The 19213-nt window shown below is 65.0% G+C and carries 11 protein-coding genes and 1 pseudogene; 11 read left to right on the forward strand and 1 reads right to left on the reverse strand.

Annotated elements, in window-relative coordinates:
* The first annotated feature begins 102 nt into the window (after positions 1 to 102).
* The 8 genes from F753_RS26460 (at position 103) to F753_RS26495 (ending at position 10757) form a co-directional block, all read left to right on the forward strand.
* Positions 103 to 3507 (forward strand): ATP-binding protein, encoded by a 3405-nt coding sequence (locus F753_RS26460; protein ID WP_023443816.1) that lies wholly within the window; start codon positions 103 to 105, stop codon positions 3505 to 3507.
* Positions 3494 to 4153 (forward strand): response regulator, encoded by a 660-nt coding sequence (locus F753_RS26465; RefSeq protein WP_023443817.1) that lies wholly within the window; start codon positions 3494 to 3496, stop codon positions 4151 to 4153. The genes F753_RS26460 and F753_RS26465 overlap by 14 nt, the downstream gene beginning before the upstream one ends.
* Before the next feature lie 135 nt (positions 4154 to 4288).
* Positions 4289 to 4522, forward strand: coding sequence for a hypothetical protein (locus F753_RS26470; RefSeq protein ID WP_014819843.1), 234 nt, complete (start codon positions 4289 to 4291; stop codon positions 4520 to 4522).
* Between the two features lie 399 nt (positions 4523 to 4921).
* Positions 4922 to 6460, forward strand: coding sequence for an MBOAT family O-acyltransferase (locus F753_RS26475; RefSeq protein WP_023443818.1), 1539 nt, complete (start codon positions 4922 to 4924; stop codon positions 6458 to 6460).
* 21 nt (positions 6461 to 6481) lie between these two features.
* Complete coding sequence (locus F753_RS26480; protein ID WP_023443819.1) at positions 6482 to 8383, forward strand: HAD-IIIC family phosphatase; 1902 nt, start codon at positions 6482 to 6484, stop codon at positions 8381 to 8383.
* Positions 8380 to 8628: an acyl carrier protein gene (locus F753_RS26485; RefSeq protein ID WP_008567163.1), complete on the forward strand. Its 249-nt coding sequence runs from the start codon at positions 8380 to 8382 to the stop codon at positions 8626 to 8628. Before F753_RS26480 ends, F753_RS26485 begins: the two co-directional genes overlap by 4 nt.
* Positions 8629 to 8631: 3 nt before the next feature.
* Positions 8632 to 9696: a hypothetical protein gene (locus F753_RS26490; RefSeq protein ID WP_023443820.1), complete on the forward strand. Its 1065-nt coding sequence runs from the start codon at positions 8632 to 8634 to the stop codon at positions 9694 to 9696.
* Positions 9697 to 9773: 77 nt separating this feature from the next.
* Positions 9774 to 10757: a lipid A deacylase LpxR family protein gene (locus F753_RS26495; RefSeq protein WP_023443821.1), complete on the forward strand. Its 984-nt coding sequence runs from the start codon at positions 9774 to 9776 to the stop codon at positions 10755 to 10757.
* A 31-nt stretch (positions 10758 to 10788) separates the two neighbouring features.
* On the opposite strand, the gene F753_RS26500 is transcribed toward F753_RS26495, so the two are convergent.
* Positions 10789 to 12675, reverse strand: coding sequence for a sigma-54-dependent Fis family transcriptional regulator (locus F753_RS26500; RefSeq protein WP_023443822.1), 1887 nt, complete (start codon positions 12673 to 12675; stop codon positions 10789 to 10791).
* Between the two features lie 257 nt (positions 12676 to 12932).
* Between F753_RS26500 and F753_RS26505 the strand changes: the two genes are divergently transcribed.
* The 3 genes and pseudogenes from F753_RS26505 to F753_RS26515 all read left to right on the forward strand — a co-directional run bounded on the left by F753_RS26505 (position 12933) and on the right by F753_RS26515 (position 19130).
* On the forward strand, positions 12933 to 14810 hold the full coding sequence (locus tag F753_RS26505; RefSeq protein ID WP_023443823.1) for an NAD(P)/FAD-dependent oxidoreductase: 1878 nt from the start codon (positions 12933 to 12935) through the stop codon (positions 14808 to 14810).
* 407 nt (positions 14811 to 15217) lie between these two features.
* The gene (locus F753_RS26510; protein ID WP_031297116.1) at positions 15218 to 16768 is read left to right on the forward strand and encodes a sensor domain-containing diguanylate cyclase; all 1551 of its coding nucleotides are present in this window, start codon (positions 15218 to 15220) and stop codon (positions 16766 to 16768) included.
* A gap of 224 nt (positions 16769 to 16992) precedes the next feature.
* A pseudogene (locus F753_RS26515) lies at positions 16993 to 19130 on the forward strand (TonB-dependent siderophore receptor).
* Positions 19131 to 19213 lie beyond the last annotated feature (83 nt).

Raw genomic sequence — 19213 nt, forward strand, 5'->3', positions numbered from 1 at the left:
CGACATGCGTACCGGTGCTTCGCCGCGGGTCATCAGCAGTACCGAACGGGGGCACGGAAGTTGCTCAAACCAGGGAAACGACAACCAGCCGGGGCCGCCAGCGTGCAGATCACAGGCACACAGCGCATCGTCAAGATTCGCCGCGACTACAACAGCTGGGTCGCCGACGAGACGCTGGAAGACTACGCCCTGCGTTTCACCCCCAAGTCGTTTCGCAAGTGGTCGGAATTTCGTATCGCCAACACCGCGCTCGGTGCGGTGTCGTTCCTGGCTCTGGAAGCCATCGGCGGCACGCTGGCCCTTTCCTACGGTTTCACCAATACACTCTGGGCGATCCTCGCGGTGGCGCTGGTGATTTTCCTCACCGGGTTGCCGATCAGTTACTACGCGGCGCGCTACGGCGTGGACATGGACCTGCTGACCCGTGGCGCCGGCTTCGGCTACATCGGCTCGACCATCACCTCGCTGATCTACGCCAGCTTCACCTTCCTGTTCTTCGCCCTCGAAGCGGCGATCATGGCGCTGGCGCTGGAGCTGTATTTCGGCATCCCGCTGGCGCTCGCCTATGTGGTCTGTTCGATCATCATCGTGCCGCTGGTGACCTACGGCATCACCCTGATCAACCGCCTGCAGCTCTGGACGCAACCGGTCTGGCTGATCCTGCTGTTGCTGCCCTACATCTTCGTCATCGCCAAGAACCCCGATGCGCTGAGCGATCTGACCAGTTTCGCCGGCCGCGAAGGCGACGGTGGCTCGTTCAACCTGCTGTCCTTCGGCGCCGCCTGCACGGTGGCGCTGGCACTGATCACACAGATCGGCGAGCAGGTCGACTACCTGCGATTCCTGCCCGAGAAGACCCGGCAGAACCGCGTTCGCTGGTGGCTGGCGATGCTTGCCGCCGGCCCCGGCTGGATCATCCCCGGCGCACTGAAGATGCTCGCTGGCGCCTTTCTCGCCTTTCTCGCGTTGCAGCACGAAATCCCGGTGGACAAGGCGGCCGAGCCGACACAGATGTACCTGGTGGCCTTCAGCTACGTGTTCGCCTCGCCGGAATGGGCTCTGGGCGCCATGGTGCTGTTCGTCATCGTCTCGCAGGTGAAGATCAACGTGACCAACGCCTATGCCGGCTCCCTGGCCTGGTCGAACTTCTTCGCGCGCGTCACCCACAGCCATCCGGGGCGGGTGGTCTGGCTGGTATTCAACGTGTCGATCGCGCTGATGTTGATGGAACTGGGCGTGTTCGAAGCCATCGAGCAGGTGCTCGGGCTGTACGCCAACGTGGCCATCGCCTGGATCGGCGCGCTGGTCGCGGACCTGGTGATCAACAAGCCGCTGGGCCTGTCGCCGCGGCAGATCGAATTCAAGCGCGCACACCTCTACGACATCAACCCGGTGGGTGTCGGCGCCATGCTGATCGCCTCGCTGCTGGCGATTCTCGCCCACAGCGGCGTGCTCGGTGCGTTGGCTCAGGCAGCCTCACCGATGATCGCGCTGGGCACCGCACTGGTCTGCGCACCATTGATCGCCTGGCTTACCGGCGGGCGCTTCTATATAGCCCGCGAACGTCAGCCAGAGCTGCTCTACCCCTATACCGAGCGCGGCAAAGTCGCCTGCGTGCTGTGCAGCAACGCCTTCGAAGAGCCGGACACCGCCTTCTGCCCCGCCTACGGTGCGCCGATCTGCTCGCTGTGCTGCTCGCTCGATGCCCGCTGTGGCGACCTGTGCAAGCCGCACGCGCGGCTCTCGGCGCAGTGGGACAACTTCCTCCGCTGGGCCTTCCCGCAGGTGTCCATCCCGCGCCTGCACACCCGCCTGGCGCACTACCTCGGTGTGCTCGGTCTGATCATCGGCCTGCTTTCGCTGGCGCTCTGGCTGATCTACAGCCAGGTTTCGCCGAGCGTCGCAGCCAGCCCGCAGGAGGCGGGAGAAACCCTTTATCAGGCGTTTCTCAAGGCATTCCTGGTGCTCTCGCTGTTCGCCGGGATTCTCGCCTGGTGGGTGGTGCTGACCCGCGAAAGCCGCCACGTCGCCCAGCAGGAATCGGATCGCCAGACCCACCTGCTGATGCAGGAAATCGAAGCCCACCGCAAGACCGACGAACAGCTGCAGAAGGCCAAGGAGGCGTCCGAGGCGGCCAATGCCGCCAAGAGCCGCTATGTGACCGGCCTTTCCCACGAGCTACGCACCCCGCTGAACAGCATCCTCGGCTATGCGCAGATCCTGTTGCGCGATGGCGAGCTGCCGACGCGACACAAGGAAGCGCTGGGCACCATCCATCGCAGCGGCGCTCATCTGCTCTCGCTGATCGACGGGCTGCTCGACGTGGCCAGGATCGAGGCCGGAAAGCTCAATCTGGAGCCCTCCGAGATCGCCTTTCCCGAATTCCTCCTGCAACTACGCCAGATGATCGCGCCACAGGCCGAGGAAAAGGGCCTGCGTTTCCACTTCGAAACCCAGGGCCGCATCCCGGCCGTTGTGCGCGGCGACGAGAAGCGCGTGCGGCAGATTCTCATCAACCTGCTCGGCAACGCGGTGCGCTACACCGACGCAGGCAGCATCACCCTGCGCGCCAGCTACCTGCGCGAAACCGCGACCTTCGAGATCGCCGACACCGGTATCGGCATCGCCCCCGAACAGGTGGAGCGTCTGTTCCAGCCGTTCGAGCGCGGTAATCCGTTGCGTCAGGACAGCGGTCTGGGCCTCGGCCTGACCATCACCCGCATGCTCACCGCGTTGATGGGCGGCGAGCTGTCGATGAAGAGCGAGCAAGGTCGCGGCAGCGTTTTCCAGCTGCGCCTGTTCCTCTCCGAAGTGCGCGTGCCGCAGGCGGTGGTCCATGTCGAACATGACATCATCGGCTACCACGGCCCGCGCCGCCGCGTGCTGGTGGTCGACGACCACATCGAACACCGCAAGGTGCTGGCCGGCATGCTCGAACCACTGGGCTTCGAGATACTCATGGCCAGCAACGGCCAGGAAGCGCTCAGCCAGGTCTCGCTGCACAACCCCGACCTGATCCTGATGGACCTTTCCATGCCGCAGCTCGACGGCTGGCAGACCGCCAGGCTGATTCGCCGCTCGGTGGGTTCGAAGGCGCCGATCATCGTCATTTCCGCCAATGCCTTCGTCGACGGCGCGAGTGTCGCCGCCGATTGCAGTGACTACCTGCCCAAGCCGGTGCATGCCCCGGTGCTGCTGGACAAGATTCGCCAGCAGCTGGCGCTGGACTGGCTCAGACGCGATGCGGCGGCCACCACTTCGACCGCCGCGGGCCTGCCGCTCAATGCCCTGCATGCGCTGCAGCAACAGGCCTCGCTCGGGTATGTGCGCGGCGTGCTCGAACTGCTCGACCAGCTCGAGCGCGACCTGCCGGCCGCCGCCGCGCAACTCCAGGAACTGCGCCAGCTGGCCAGGCGCTTCCAGCTGAACGAACTGGGCCAGCGCCTGGACCAGGCCATGAACAAAGAGATTCAGACGCCCATGGAGAACACCCATGCATCCAGCTGATCATCCGCAGAACCAGGGCATCGTGATGATCGTCGATGACGTGCCCGACAACCTCGCCCTGCTCTCCGGCGCACTCGACCAAGCCGGCTACATGGTGCTGGTGGCGCTGGACGGCCTCAGCGCGCTGGAGCGAATGCAGCGGCTAAAGCCGGACATCGTTCTGCTCGACGCCATGATGCCCGGGCTCGACGGCTTCGATACCTGCCGCCGGATCAAGGCGCAGGCCGAGCTGGAAGACGTGCCGGTGCTGTTCATGACAGCACTGACCGAAAGCGAGCATGTGCTTGCCGGCTTCGAGGCGGGCGGCATCGACTACGTGACCAAGCCAATTCACCCGGAACAGGTGGTGGCCCGCGTCGCCGCACATCTGCGCACCGCGCGCACGCTGCAGAGCGCTCGCCAGGCCCAGGCTCCGGCCGACGAGAAGCAGATCCAGGCCGCCTTGACCGAGCGTTTCCAGCTTACCGGGCGCGAGGTCGAGGTGCTGCACTGGGTGTCCTGCGGCAAGACCAACCGCGATATCGGCGACATCCTCGGGCTCAGCCCGCGCACGGTGAACAAGCATCTGGAGCACGTCTACGTGAAGCTCGGTGTGGAGACCCGGACCGCAGCCGCGGCCATCGCCATGTCCGCCGGCGCTCGCTGACCGCACGACAAGCGCAGCCATCGCACTGGGAACGTTTTCAATGTGCGTTCTGTCACATAAAGGCAGATTGGCATCAGCCCATTCCGGGTTGATTCGCTCGACGAGCGTGGGCCATTACCCGCAGAGGACGACAGGATGTTTTCCAGCTATCTCTATGAAGCCGCACTCATCTATGGCCTGGTCTTCACTTCGGTGGGGTTCGTGCTGGGCATGTTCTACAACAACCGCAAGGTCTTCCAACTGGAAGACAAGGTGCAGCGGCTAAAGCGCACCGTGCGGCACCTGCAGCGCAAGGTCGAACCGCCTGTCGCCACGTCGAGAAGCGTTCAGCGCGCGCGCAGCAGCGCAGGGTTGAGCAGCGTCCGCTGAGCGGACCGGCAGCTTTACTCGGTCGGCTGAACACGCCGGTCGCCCGTTCGCGCTCAAATGTTCCGAGCGTCGAAAAATACCGGGAACTTTCCCGACCGACGGAAAACGGCCGCAGGCCGCTCCGTCCGGGGGCTTTGTGACCTGCGACAATAAAGCGCCAGGTGGCGCAACAATCGTTGAAACTTTTTTTTACACCTTAAAGTCCGAGCCATAGGAGCTCAGGGGAAGCCGGCCAAGGTGGCCGTAACCCGAGCGAGCACCCACTGATGGACCGAGGATGCCGTGACGCCGACCAGGATGGATTGTCGGTGGCGTGGCGCTAGGACTTTATGGATGACTCGCCCCGCCTTGCCGGCGGCCTGGGCAGCGATGCACGTACGCTGAGCAGGGATAGGGAAGATGCTTTTCAATTCAGTGGAATTCATCGCCGGCTTTCTACCGGTGGTGTTGATTGGATTCTTCGTGCTGACTGGATCGGGCCGACAACGGCTCGCGGGGATCTGGCTGACCGTCGTCTCGTTGGTGTTCTACGGCTGGTGGAACCCGGTCTACGTACCGCTGCTGGTCGGCAGCATGCTGGTCAACTATCTGCTCGGTGGCTACCTGCGCCGGCACCCCTCGCGCCTGGTGCTTGGGCTGGCGGTCGCGGCCAACGTGCTGCTGCTGGTCTACTACAAGTACACCGGTTTCCTGCTAGGCACGCTGGATGCGGCGCTGGATCTCGGTTGGCGGGTGGAAGACATCATCCTGCCGCTGGCGATCTCCTTCTTCACCTTCCAGCAGATCGCCTATCTGGTCGACGCCCATGATGGCGTGGTGGAAGAGCACGATTTCGCCAACTACTGCCTGTTCATCAGCTTCTTTCCGCAACTGATCGCCGGGCCGATCACCCATCACGGCGAGATGCTTGCGCAGTTCAACGACCGCGACAGCTTCCGCGCGCGCATCGACAACCTGTCGCTGGGCGCCACGGTGTTTCTGCTCGGGCTGTTCAAGAAGGTGGTGATCGCCGACACCCTCGCGCTGAAAGCCACGCCGGTCTTCAGCCTCGCCGCCGACGGCACCATCCCGGCGTTTTACGATGCCTGGACCGGCGCGCTGACCTACACACTGCAGATCTATTTCGACTTCTCCGGCTACAGCGACATGGCCATCGGCCTCGCGCTGCTGTTCGGCATCAGCCTCCCCGCCAACTTCAACAGCCCGTTCAAGGCGCGCAACGTCATCGACTACTGGTCGCGCTGGCACATGACGCTGACGCGCTTTCTCACCGCCTACATCTACAACCCCATCGTGCTGCGGGTGACCCGCGCGCGCATGGCCGCCGGCAAGCCGCAGCCACGCCGCGGCAAGATGACCGCCGGCACCTTCTTTGCGCTGGTCGCCTACCCCACCGTCTTCACCATGTTCATTTCCGGCATCTGGCACGGCGCCGGCTGGCAGTTCGTTGCCTTCGGCCTGCTGCACGGCTTCTATCTGGTGGTCGCCCACGGCTGGCGTGCCTGGAAGGTGCGCCAGGGCTGGAAGCTGGACAGCGACATCTGGTGGCACAAGGCGGCGGCTGTCGCGCTGACCTTCGGCTGCGTGGTGGTGGCGATGGTGTTCTTCCGCGCCAGCGACGTGCCGGCCGCCATGGCAATCCTCGCCGGCATGCTCGGCCTGAGCCCGACCAGCACGGCGATGGATCGCTCCGACTTCGTCTATATCGCCGCGTTGCTGGTGTTCGTCTGGGGCATGCCCAACGTGCAGCAGTGGATGGGCCACTTCCGAACCGCGCTCAACTTCCAGGCCCAGCCGCATTGGACCGAGCGGTTGCTGCCGGTCAGCGCCTGGCGGCCGACGGCGATCCACGGCATGGCGATCGGCGTGCTCGGCTTCTTCGCCCTGGCCATCGCCTTTTCCATGGCGCCGACTGAATTCCTCTACTTCCAGTTCTGACCACGACAAGGAGTCCCAGGCATGCAACAACTCTCCTGGCTGCCGACGCACGCGGATCTATCCGGTGCCATCGGCCAAGCCAAACGCATCGAAGATCCGCTGCAGCGGCTGCATGAAGCCGCCAAGCTGGCCGCTCATCAACGGGATTTCACCCTGACCGCACGGCTGGACAAGCTGGCCACCGCCGGTATCGAGCAGAACGCCACGGCGGCACGACTGACGCCACTGCGGGTGGCATTGCTGTCCTCGCATACGGTCGATCACCTGCTGCCGGCCATCCGCGTGGCCGGACTGCAACGGCGCCTGGCGCTTTCGCTGCACGTTGCGCCCTACGGTATGTACCGACAGGCACTGCTGGCTGATGACCCGGCGCTGAACGCCTTCGCCCCGCAACTGGTGGTGCTGGCCCTGGACGCCCATGACGCGCCGCTGCAACTCCCCTTGCAGGCAGGCCAGGCGGAGGTGGATGCCGCCGTGGCGGAGCGCGTCGAAGAACTGCGCCTGCTCTGGCGCCGGGCCCGCGAACGCTATGCCGCGCAGGTGGTGCAGCAAACCCTGGTGCCAGTCGCACCGCCCTTGTTCGGCTCTTACGAAGCACTGGTGCCGGCTTCGCCGCGGGCAGTCATCGAACGGTTGAATGCGGCCATCCGAGCCGCTGCCCGCGAGGATGGCGTGCTGCTGCTCGATCTGGCCTGGCACGCAGCCGCTTATGGCGACGGCCTGGGCGAGCCGGTGCGCTGGCATCAGGCCAAGCAGCTGGTCAGCCCGGCCCTGGCGCCGCTTTATGGCGAGCAGCTGGCACGCATTGCGGCGGCCGCTGCCGGGCTTTCGCGCAAATGCCTGGTACTCGATCTGGACAACACCCTCTGGGGCGGCGTGATCGGTGATGACGGCATCGACGGTATCCAGCTCGGCCAGGGCAGCCCCAGCGGCGAGGCGTTTCTCACCTTCCAGCGTTATGCCGCGCAACTGGCGCGCCGCGGGGTGATTCTTGCGGTGTGCAGCAAGAACGACCTGCACGTTGCCGAGGCGGCATTCGCACACCCGGAAATGGCGCTCAAGCGCAGCGATATCGCGGCATTCGTCGCCAACTGGGAAGACAAGGCCGGCAACCTGCGGCGCATCGCGAGCATGCTCGATATCGGTCTGGACAGCCTGGTGTTCGTCGACGACAACCCCGCCGAGCGCGACATCGTGCGCCGCGAGCTGCCGGAAGTCGCCGTACCGGAACTGCCCGACGATGTCGCCGATTACCCCGCACGCATCGCCGCCGCGGGTTATTTCGAGGCCGTGTCCTTTACCTCCGATGACGCCGAGCGCGGCCGCAGCTATGCGCTGAATGCCGAACGCAAGGCCGCGCTGAACCAGGCCACGGACATGGAAGGCTACCTGTGCGGGCTGCAGATGGTGCTGCGCGTCAGCCACATCGGCGCCACCGAACTGGCCCGAGCCACCCAGCTGATCAACAAGACCAACCAGTTCAATCTCACCACCCGCCGCTATACCGAAGCCGAAGTCGAGCGCATGGCCAGCGATCCGCAAACCATCGCGTTGGCCCTGCGGCTGGAAGACAAGTTCGGCGATAACGGCCTGATCAGCGTGGTGCTGGCACGGCCGGATGCCGCCATCGAGGCTGACGAACTGCTGATCGACAGCTGGCTGATGAGCTGCCGCGTGCTGGGCCGTCAGGTCGAAGCGGCAGTGCTGGAGGTGCTGGCCGATGCGGCAGCAGCTGCCGGCCGGGGCGCACTGGTCGGCGAATACCGCCCCACCGAACGCAACGGCATGGTCGCCGAGCACTATCCGCGGCTGGGCTTCGAGCAGCGCCCCGCCCCTGCCAACGCCGCTACCGATGCAAGTTTCTGGCGCTACGAGCTGGCCTCGCGCGCTCCCATCAACCATCACATCCAGGTGCAAGCATGAACGAAAAGGAAATTCTCCAGGCGCTGACCCAGGTCTTCCACGACGTGTTCGACGATGACGATATCGTCCTCACCTCCGAAACCACCGCCGACGACATCGATGGCTGGGACAGCCAGACCCATGTCCTGCTGATCGTGGCCGCCGAGCAACGCTTCGGCATCAAGTTCCGCACCGCCGAACTGGAATCGCTGAAGAACGTCGGCCACTTCGCCCAGCTGATCCAGACCAAACTCGGAGGGCGTTGAGTCATGGCCAGATCCGTCGATACATGCCCGGACGGCGTTGCCGCCCGGGCCGAAGCAGACCAGCGGCGGATAGGTGCCGGCTACCTGCTGGGCATGTTCGCCGGGCTGTTCGGGATGCTCGGCGGCTTTGCCGCCCTGCTCGCCTGGCTCAATCACACTGACAATCTGCCGCCACCGGCCTTCTCCAACAGCCTGTGTGTGGACGAAAAGCTGCACTTTCTGCGGCACAACCCCATCGCCGATCCGAACCTGCTGATCGTCGGTTCCTCGGTCGCCTGGCGCCATGTCGATGGTGACGTGCTGATCGAGCAGACGCCCGGCTTGCGTCCGCTCAACGGTGCGTTCTGCGGCCTGCACGCCAATCAGTCGACCTATGTCGCCAACTGGCTGCTGGATCGTGAACCGGGCGTCCGCCAGGTGGTGATGATCGTCGATCCGCTGGACTTCGCCGGCTGCTGGAAAGTGCCGGATGCGGTGTTCGACCGCGAGGATGCCGATCACTACGTCTATCAGCAGGCCTCGCGCTGGGGTTACTACATGCGCTACTTCTCGCCGCGTTCGCTGTTGCGCAATGCGCAGACGGTCAAGGCGCAGCGGGCCAACCAGATCGAATGGGACCCGTTGGTGTTCACCCGCCACGGCGACGGGCCGCTGGAGCCGCAGGGTGATCGCGGCCTGTTCTACGACAAACCGGACGCGCTGGATGACAGCTGCTTTGTCGCCCTGGGCGAGCTGTCGAAACGCCTGAAGAACGAGCAACGCCAGCTGCTGGTGGTTTCCACGCCCCTGCACCCGCAGTGGAAAGCCAAGGTCGATGCCGATGGCAGCTTTCTCGGCCGCTTCGACGCCAAGCTGAACGCCGCCATCGCCGGGAATGCCGGAGCGCAGTACTGGAACGCCGATCGCGAATGGGTTGCTCCACCGGCCGCCTTCGTCGACGCCATTCACCTGCGCTGGTCAGCCGTGCATGACTTTTCCGCGGCACTGGCCGAGCAACTGCAGGAAGCCAGACAGGAGATGGTCAGCAAGGCGGGGCTGGCCAGAAACGGCGCGTACGACGCGCCCTGATCGACAAGCGAACCGCTGGAAGCGGCGATGGTCCGAGAAAGAACATACAAACAAGAACGTAAGCCAGGAGTTGAATCATGCATTCTCGTTCTTTGCTGTGCTTGTGCTTGCTCGCCGCATCCATCACTGCCCCCGCCGTCAGCCATGCGGACATCCTCGCCATCAAGGCGGAGAACGACATCATCGCCTCGGGCAGCGATGGTCACTACACCAACGGCCTGGAAGTCATCTGGGGTTTCGAACCGGACGACCAGAGCTGGACGCGGCGCTTCGCCGATCTGCTGCCCGGCTGGTCGGGCAATGCCGTCGACAACGTCGCCTACCGCTTCGGCCACCAGATCTACACGCCAGAGGAAATCGAAACCCGAAATCTGATCGAAGACGACCGCCCTTACGCCGGCCTGCTGTTCGCCGGCATGTCGATGTTTTCCGACACCCAGTACGACGGCTGGCGCGCCGCGCAAGGGCTGCACCTGGATGTCGGCATAGTTGGCCCGGCGGCGGGCGGCAAGCGCCTGCAGCGTGCCGTGCACAAGGTAACCGACAGCGACGAGCCCAACGGCTGGGATAACCAGCTGGAGAACGAGCCCTTCGTCAATCTGGGCTATCAGCATCGCTGGTGGCTGCAGGAGCGTTTCGCCGGGCTAGAGCTGGAGTACGGTCCGAGCGTGGGCTTCGCCCTCGGTAACCTATACAGCTACGGCTCGGCCGGATTGGGCCTGCGCCTGGGGCAGAACCTGCAGCGCAGCTTCAGCATCCCCGCGGTGACGCCGGCGCAAAGCGGCAGCCAGTTCTTCCGCCCCGGCGGCGACTTCGCCTGGTACGGCTTCGCCAATCTCGAAGGCCGCTACATGGCGCACAACATGCTGCTGGACGGCAACACCTTCGAGGACAGCCACTCGGTTAACCGTCGCGAGTGGGTCGGCGACGCCAAGCTCGGCGTGGCACTGACCTGGAGCCGCTGGCAGCTGGCGTTCGCCAGCGTCTGGCGCACTCGCGAATTCCAGGGCCAGCAGGAACACGACCAGTTCGGTTCGATCACCCTCTCCACCGCGCTCTGACCCACTGACGGCGGGCATCGCGCCCGCCGGTTCAGTTACGCGAGATGCCGTGCTTGCGCAGCTTGCGATAGAGCGTATTGCGACTGATCCCCAGCTGTTCCGCCACCCGACTGACCTGCCAGTGCCGTTCGCGTAGCACCGTGAGCAGGGCCTCGCGCTCGGCCGACTGCAACGGGTCACGAGGTGCCTCGACCTCGCCCATTTCGGCCGGCAGCACGGCAAGCACGTCGTCCAGCCCAACGCGCCCCTGCTCGCTCAGCGCGACCAACGTGCGCAGCAGATTGCGCAGCTGCCGCACGTTGCCCGGCCAGCTGTAGCGCAGCAAGGCTTGCCGCGCGGCCGGCTCGAGACAGATCGATTCGCCTTGCGCTTCTTCCGCCAGCAGGTGATCGAGCAGCGCAGCCTTGTCGCTGCGCTCGCGCAACGGTGGCAACGCAATCATCAGCCCGCCAAGGCGGTAATACAGGTCTTCGCGGAACGCGCCGCTGACAACCAGCGCGCGCAGGTCGTGATGACTGGCGCTGATCAGACGGATATTAAGTTCGGTCGGCGCGGCAGCCCCCAGCGCGGTGACCTTGCGTTCCTCCAGCACCCGCAACAAGCGCGTCTGCAGCGCCAGCGGCATGTCACCAATCTCGTCGAGAAAGAGAATCCCGCCGTTGGCCTGCTCCAGCTTGCCGACCATGCCCTCGCGCCGCGCGCCGGTGAAACTGCCGCCGCGATAGCCGAACAGTTCGCTTTCGATCAGCGTCTCGGGAATCGCCGCGCAATTGAGTGCCACGAACGGCCGACCGGCGCGGCTGCTGGCGCGATGCAGTGCGCTGGCGAATGCCTCCTTGCCGGTGCCGGTCTCACCTTGCAGCAACACCGGCACGTCCCGCTCGAGCACCTTCAGCGCACGGCTGAAACCGGTGCGAATTGACGGATCGAGCAGACACAGGCCCGGCACATCGGCCGGCTCCTGGCGCGGCGCAGCAACCACGCGCAGCTGCGGCCCGCGCAGCTGGCAGAACAGCCGCTGACCGTCATGGGTATGCAAGGGCCAGCAAGCCCCCGGCTGCGGTCGCGCACGCTCCAGCAACTGATCCAGACGCACATCGAGCACAGTTTCCAAGGGCCGGCCTAATAGCGCCTCGCGGCTACTGGCGAGCAGGTTGAGCGCGGTTTCGTTGATCGCGGTGATCCGTCCCTCGCCATCGAACGCCAGCAGGCCTTCACTGAGCAGGCCGATGTATTCGGGCTGGGCATGGAAGCGCAGCAGGTAGTTGCCCTCGCAGTGCTGCAGGAAGAAACAGCTTTCGATGAGCTTGGCCGACAGGTTGGTCAGCGCCATGGTGTGAAAGCGCCGCTGGCGCGACAGGTCTTCGCGCGCCGACGACACATTGAGTACGGCAAGCAAACCGCCTTCGGCATCGAACACCGGGCTCGCCGAACAGGTTAGCGCTGCGTGCCGACCACGGAAGTGCTCGTCACGCCGAATGGTCAGCGCCTGGCGCTCCAGCAGGCACAGGCCGACGCCATTGGTGCCCTCGGTCGCCTCGTTCCACACCGCCCCGAGCCAGAGCCCGGCGCGCTGGAATTCCGCGCGCTCGGCCTGATCCGCCACGCTGTCGATCACCACGCCGCTGGCGTCGGTCAGCAGTACCGCGTGGCCGCTGCTGCCCAGCTGCTGGTGCAGGCTGTTCATCTGCCAGTGGGCGACGGCGATAACCCGGTCCAGCCGCTCGCGATGCTCATTGAGCCGCGGACTCTCGATCACGCAGGGCGCGCGCGGGCTGGTGGGGTCGAGCTGATGCTGCTCCAGGCAACGGCGCCAGGAACGCGCAATGGCGGGATCGGCAGCCGGGCCCTGGCTGGCGGACGTGCCGTCACCGAAGCTGAGGACCTGGTGCGCGTGCTGACTGAGGCGAGAGGTCATTCTTGTTGTTCTCCGCGATGTTTCGAGGCGGTTTCGCGCCCAGCATAGGCCAATCGCCCGGCCGCCGCATGCTGTGCCACGGCTGGTACAGAGTGTCACCCCCGCCGTACTGGGGATGGCACAGCACACGCTCGACCGAGCAGTCCCGATACGACTCCAGGCCAGATACGACGCTGCGCGCCGGTTGCTGGCCCGCCGCTTGCTCTGCTGCAAGCACGGTATCCCCGTGAATAACAACAATGACCAGGAGAACCACCATGCGTCCCAACGACGTTCCCTTCGATCTGAAAACCGATAACGGCAGCGACCTCGGCGGTGACCGCCAGGCCACCGACACCCGCTCGCCCACCGAACAACTGGCCGCCTGGGTCGAACGCCTCGGCCAGCGCCTGGCGCAACGCGACGTCGATGGCACGCTTGAGCTATTCGCCGACGACTGCCACTGGCGTGACCTGGTGCTGTTCAGCTGGAACCTGGTCACTCTTGAGGGCAAGGCCGATATCCGCGACATGCTGGAAAAGCAGCTCGAAGCGACCCAGCCGGACAACTGGAAGCTCGAAGGCGAAGCGAGCCTGGCCGACGGCGTGCTCGAAGGCTGGATCGGCCTGGAAACCGACGCCGCCCGCGGCAAGGGTTATGTGCGTCTGAAGGACGGCCTGTGCTGGACGCTGCTGACCACCATGCGCGAGCTGAAGGGGCACGAGGAACCGCTCGGACGCCGTCGGCCACTGGGCGCCGAACACGGCCACGGCCTGGCCGACAAGCGCAACTGGCTGGAAAAGCGCCGCGACGAGGAAGCCGCACTGGGCATCACGGAACAGCCCTATTGCTTGGTCATCGGCGGCGGCCAGGGCGGCCTCGGCCTCGGCGCGCGGCTCAAGCGCCTCGGCGTGCCGACGCTGATCGTCGACAAGGCCGAGCGCCCCGGCGATCAATGGCGCGGACGCTACAAGTCGCTGTGCCTGCACGACCCGGTCTGGTACGACCACATGCCCTACCTGCCCTTCCCCGACCATTGGCCAATCTTCACACCCAAAGACCAGATCGGCGACTGGCTGGAGATGTACGCCAAGGTCATGGAGCTGAACTACTGGGCGAAAACCGAATGCGTGAAGGCGAGCTTCGACGAAGCCGAGGGCCGCTGGACGGTCGAGGTCCTGCGCGACGGCAAGCCGATGACGCTCAAGCCCGCGCAGCTGATCCTCGCCACCGGCATGTCCGGTGTGCCCAACGTGCCGGTCTATCCGGGTGCGGAAACCTTTGCCGGCCAGCAGCACCATTCCAGCCAGCATCCCGGCGGCGACGCCTGGCGCGGCAAGCGCGCGGTGGTCATCGGTGCCAACAATTCGGCTCACGACATCTGTGCAGACCTGGTGGAAAACGGCGCGGACGTCACCATGGTGCAGCGCTCCAGCACCCATATCGTGCGCTCCGACACCTTGATGGAGGTGGTCTTCGGCCCACTCTATTCGGAGGATGCGCTCGAGAGCGGACTGACCACCGACAAGGCCGACATGCTGTTCGCCTCGATCCCCTACAAGGTGCTGCCGCAGTTCCATCGCCAGGCCTTCGAGCAGGTCAAGGAACGCGACAAGGCCTTCTACGATCGCCTGGCCGCGGCGGGCTTCATGCTCGACTTCGGCGATGACGAATCCGGTCTGTTCCTCAAGTACGTGCGCCGCGGGTCGGGGTACTACATCGACGTCGGCGCCTGCGAGCTGATCGCCGACGGCACCATCAAGCTGAAAAGCGGACCCGGCCTCGGCGTCGATCACATCGAGCCGGATGCCGTGGTACTCAACGATGGCAGCCGCCTGCCGGCCGACCTGATCGTCTACGCCACCGGCTACGGTTCCATGAACGGCTGGGCGGCGCGGCTGATCTCCCAGGACGTCGCGGACAAGGTCGGGCGCTGCTGGGGCCTCGGCTCCGGCACCACCAAGGACCCGGGCCCGTACGAAGGCGAGCTGCGCAACATGTGGAAGCCCACCCAGCAGCAGAACCTCTGGTTCCACGGCGGCAACCTGCACCAGTCACGGCACTACTCGCTGTACCTGGCCTTGCAACTGAAAGCGCGCTTCGAGGGGCTGGACACCTCGGTCTACAAGCTTGCTCCGAGCTATCACCAGGGCTGAACCGCATCGGCCAGCTCGAATGAAACAGGCCCGCATCAGCGGGCCTGTTTCGTAGTCAGCTCACCCCCGCCCAGGGCAACAACCATCACGTTCAGCACAGGCAGAGCCAGACAAGGCAGCGCCAGTTATCGGCTCAGCCGAGCTGCGCCAGCCGCCACAGCACATGGGGCCCGAGCGGCCGCCCAGATCAGGAAGAACACCCGCACCTCTCATTTGCCACACTGCGATAGTTGTACCAGCAGCAGGCGATTGACCCAGAGCAGGCCGCCAGCTCTATATGTATGAGAAGCCACTCGTCAGCCGCGCGCTGCCTGTATCATTCCCAGCCCTTTGGCTTCCGCTTGCCTGAAGCCCGACAGCAACCTCCATTGGCGCACGCCAAGCACGCATTCGGAGAATCGCGCTTCATGTCCCGGCTGGATCTACAGAAACTCACGCTGCTGCTGGCACTCGTCGCCGGTCTGCTGACCTTCGGTAACAGCTTCTTCGCCGGCTACAGCTCACAGCGCGATCAGTTGTTCGAGCAGACTCTGGAGGCAAACCGGGCCTATGCGCGCAAGCTCGCCGACACCACCGATCAGTTCTTTCTCAATAGTCGTCGCGAGCTCGCCTACGCGGCAGAGGTGCTGTCGACACGCTTCGCCGACCCAAGCGCGCGGGACAACGAGACCGAACGGCTCAAGCTCAAGAGCGAGCAGTTCAGCCGGGCCGTGATCGTCAGCGCCGCCGGGGAGATCGTTTCCGCCTCGCCTGAAAGTACTGACCTGGTTGGCCTAAAGGTGAACAGCATAGGGGCAACCCGCGCGCTGAAAGAGCGCATACCGCAGACCAGCGATCCCTACATCGCCACGGACGGCACTTACCTGATCGCGGTCACCCACCCCATCTTCGCCCCCGATGGCCGCTACCTCGGCTTCATCAGTGCGTCGCTGTTCCTGCGCGAGCGCAACGCACTGCACGGCCTGCTGGGCGTGCATTACTACCGCGACGGCTCCTACCTGTACGTGGTCGACACACAGGGCCGGCTGATCTTCCACGAAGACGGTAAGCGGGTCGGCCAGAACGTATCGAGCAATGCCGTGGTCCGGCAGGTGCTGTCGGGCCAGGAGGGCAGCCAGCGCGTCATCAATACGCTCGGCGTGGACATGCTCGCCGGCTTCGCGCCCATGCAGAGCACCGGCTGGGGCATCATCGCCCAGCGTCCGACCGCAGCCATCACCGCGAAGCTCGAACAACTGGCGCGGACCACGCTGCTCAACGCGGTACCGTTCACGCTTATCTCGCTCGCGGTGTTCTGGTGGCTGTCCATACTCATCTCCCGGCCCATTCGCGCCCTGGCCGATACCGCCGAACACTGGGGCGCACCGGAGGCAGCCAGTCGTATTTCGATGGTCAACTCCTGGTATTTCGAGGTCTCGCGATTGAAGGTCGCGATGCTCGCAGGCGTCTCCCTGCTACAGCAGAAGATGGGCGCACTGGAAGCGGCTTCCATGACCGACCCGCTGACCGGCCTGCGTAACCGCCGCGGCCTCGAGCTGGCACTCAAGCAGTTCGACCTGCTCGACCAGCACTACGCGGCAGTGACGCTGGATATCGATCACTTCAAACAGGTCAACGACCAGCACGGCCATGACGTGGGCGATGCGGTGCTGCGTTTTCTTGCCGAGATCATGAAGGAATGCTCGCGCCCCACTGACGTGCTGTGCCGCATGGGTGGTGAAGAATTCCTCATGCTGCTGCCCGAGACGGACGCCGCCGGCGCCAGCATTGCGGCAGAACGCCTGCTCGCCCGCCTGCGGCAAACCGCAAGCCCGACTGGCGTACCGGTGACGGCCTCCATCGGCATCGCCTGCAGTGACCGCTATGCGTCGCCCGACGCGACGTTCAAAGCCGCGGACGAAGCGCTGTACCAAGCGAAGAGAGCCGGCCGCGACCGCGTCGTCCTCGCCTCCAACTGAGCGCCGAGCAGCCGCCAGATGTGACCCCCGAGCCGCTTGGCAGCCGCCGCTCACCTGCGCTGCGCGGCACGCTGGGTGCCTGTCGCCACGCGCTCGATCTGCGCCCACTGCGCCCTGTCGCAACCAGCCGTAGCGCACAGCAGTTGAGATTACCTTCTATTTGATAATAGTTTTCGTTGAGATTAGGATGCCCGCCCTCGCTCCCTTCCCTCAAGGATCATTCGATGCGGCGCCTTCTCCTCCCGATGCTCGCGATTCCCGCCCTCACTTGCCCTGCCGTGGTTTCAGCCAACGACGAACCGCCTGCTGAACCGCTGGCACTGGAGGAGATGCAGGTCACCGCATCGGCCGAGCGCGCCGACGGGCCTGTGCAGGGCTACCGGGCAACCCGCTCGGCCAGCGCCACCCGCACCGACACCGCGATCCACGAAACCCCGCAGTCGATCAGCGTGGTCCCGGCGCAGGTCGTCGAAGACATCGGCGCAACGCGCCTGGAAGATGCGCTCGATTACGCCGGTGGGGTGGAACGTGGCAACAACTTCGGCGGCCAGGGCCTGACCGAATTCCTCGTGCGCGGCTTCAGCACCCAGGAGTTCTACCGCAACGGCTTCGCGGTGAACCGCGGCTACCCCAACATGCCCGACGCCAGCACGCTGGAGCGCATCGAAGTGCTGCGCGGCCCTGCCTCGATGCTGTACGGTCGCGGCGATCCGGGCGGCACCTTCAACATCGTCAGCAAGCAGCCGCAGGCGGAACGGCGCACGGTACTCGGCAGCCAGGTGAACACCGACGGACTGCGCCGCGGCACACTGGACACCACCGGCGCACTGGACGAGAGCGCCGCGTTTACCTATCGCCTCAACCTGGTCGCCGAAGGCAGCGACAGCTTCCGCGATCACGTCGAAAGTGAGCGCTACAACATCGCGCCAGTGCTGCGCTGGCAGCTCAGCGACGACACCGCGCTGATCCTCGAAGGCGACTATCTGCACAACCGCCACCCCATGGACCGTGGTCTTACCCGCTACCCCAACCAGGCCGGCGACCTGTCGCGCGATCGCTTCCTGGGGAGGAAAGTGCCGGCAAGCTGACCAACCAGAACGCCACCACGCAACTGCGACTGGAGCACCAGCTGGACAGCCAGTGGATGCTGCGCGGCGGCATCCAGTACCTCGACGGCAGCCTGGACGGCGGCGCGGTGGAGAACAATGGCCTGGCCGCCGATGGCCGCACGGTAGGACGCAACTACAGCGAGCGCTGGCTGAACTGGAACGACCTGGCAGTGCAGGCCAATCTGGAGGGTCACTTCGATGCAGCGGGCCTGGCCCACACACTGCTGCTCGGTGTGGAATTCGACGACTTCAACTACGACTCCCAGATCGATCGCTCGGGTGGTGCGACCAGCGACTTCCCGATCGACCTCTATGATCCGGTCTATGGTCAGCCGCTGCCGGCGCTGACCCGCACCACGACCTACGATGACGAAAACCTGAAGTCCTACGCGTTCTTCCTGCAGGACCAGATCGCCCTCACCGAGCGCCTGACAGCGCAGGTCGGCGCGCGCCTGGAACGCTTCGAGCAGCGCTATGAAAACAAGCTCACCCCCGCCGGCAGCTGGGACCAGGCGCACAACGCCGTCTCCCCGCGTTTCGGGCTGATCTACGACCTCACCGAGGAGTTGGCCGTCTACGCCAACACCTCGCGCTCGTTCAAGCCCAACCGCGGCGCCGACCGCAGCAGCCAGGCGTTCGACCCGGAAAAAGGCATCGCCCACGAAGTCGGCATCAAGTACGAGCTGCCGGAGCACGACCTCAGCGTCACCGCAGCGCTGTTCCACATCACTAAGAAAAACGTGCTTACCGACGACCCCGCAAACACAGGCGTCCAATCCTTCAAGGTCGCCGCCGGCGAAGCGCGCAGCCGCGGCTTCGACATCAGCGTGGCCGGCAACATCACCCCGCAATGGCGCGTGATCGGCGGCTACGCCTACGTCGATGCCGAAGTCACCGAAAGCTCGAGCGTATCGATGCCGACCGGCACGCGCCTGGCCAACGTGCCGCGCCACAGCTTCAATTTGCTGGATACCTACGAATTCGCCGAAGGTCCGCTGGCCGGGCTCGGCGTTGGCATGGGCGTCAAGTACGTCGGCGACCGCAAGGGCGGCGCCACCAGCACCGCGTTCGACATGGACGCCTACACCACCGTCGACCTGCTCGCCTACTACCCGCTGACCGAACGGGTTCGCCTGAACCTGAACCTCAACAACCTGTTCGACGAAGAGTACGAAGAGCGCGCCTGGGGCAACATCTGGGCCTACCCGGGCGCCCCCCGCACTCTCCAGGCCGGCATCGCGATCACGCTGTAACGAAGAAGGGCCCAGCCTGTATGGCTGCGCCCCCCGCCTCGCGCTACCCCGGCCAGCTGCGGCCGGGCTTATGGACTCAACTC

The organism is Stutzerimonas chloritidismutans AW-1, assembly GCF_000495915.1.
In the GTDB taxonomy this organism is placed as follows: domain Bacteria; phylum Pseudomonadota; class Gammaproteobacteria; order Pseudomonadales; family Pseudomonadaceae; genus Stutzerimonas; species Stutzerimonas chloritidismutans.

Bases quoted from the DNA above. Each gene is read 5' to 3' on its own strand.
- F753_RS26475 (WP_023443818.1), top strand. From the start codon at position 4,922: ATGCTTTTCAATTCAGTGGAATTCATCGCCGGCTTTCTACCGGTGGTG.
- F753_RS26500 (WP_023443822.1), bottom strand. From the start codon at position 12,675: ATGACCTCTCGCCTCAGTCAGCACGCGCACCAGGTCCTCAGCTTCGGT.
- F753_RS26480 (WP_023443819.1), top strand. From the start codon at position 6,482: ATGCAACAACTCTCCTGGCTGCCGACGCACGCGGATCTATCCGGTGCC.
- F753_RS26490 (WP_023443820.1), top strand. From the start codon at position 8,632: ATGGCCAGATCCGTCGATACATGCCCGGACGGCGTTGCCGCCCGGGCC.
- F753_RS26465 (WP_023443817.1), top strand. From the start codon at position 3,494: ATGCATCCAGCTGATCATCCGCAGAACCAGGGCATCGTGATGATCGTC.
- F753_RS26470 (WP_014819843.1), top strand. From the start codon at position 4,289: ATGTTTTCCAGCTATCTCTATGAAGCCGCACTCATCTATGGCCTGGTC.
- F753_RS26485 (WP_008567163.1), top strand. From the start codon at position 8,380: ATGAACGAAAAGGAAATTCTCCAGGCGCTGACCCAGGTCTTCCACGAC.
- F753_RS26510 (WP_031297116.1), top strand. From the start codon at position 15,218: ATGTCCCGGCTGGATCTACAGAAACTCACGCTGCTGCTGGCACTCGTC.
- F753_RS26505 (WP_023443823.1), top strand. From the start codon at position 12,933: ATGCGTCCCAACGACGTTCCCTTCGATCTGAAAACCGATAACGGCAGC.
- F753_RS26495 (WP_023443821.1), top strand. From the start codon at position 9,774: ATGCATTCTCGTTCTTTGCTGTGCTTGTGCTTGCTCGCCGCATCCATC.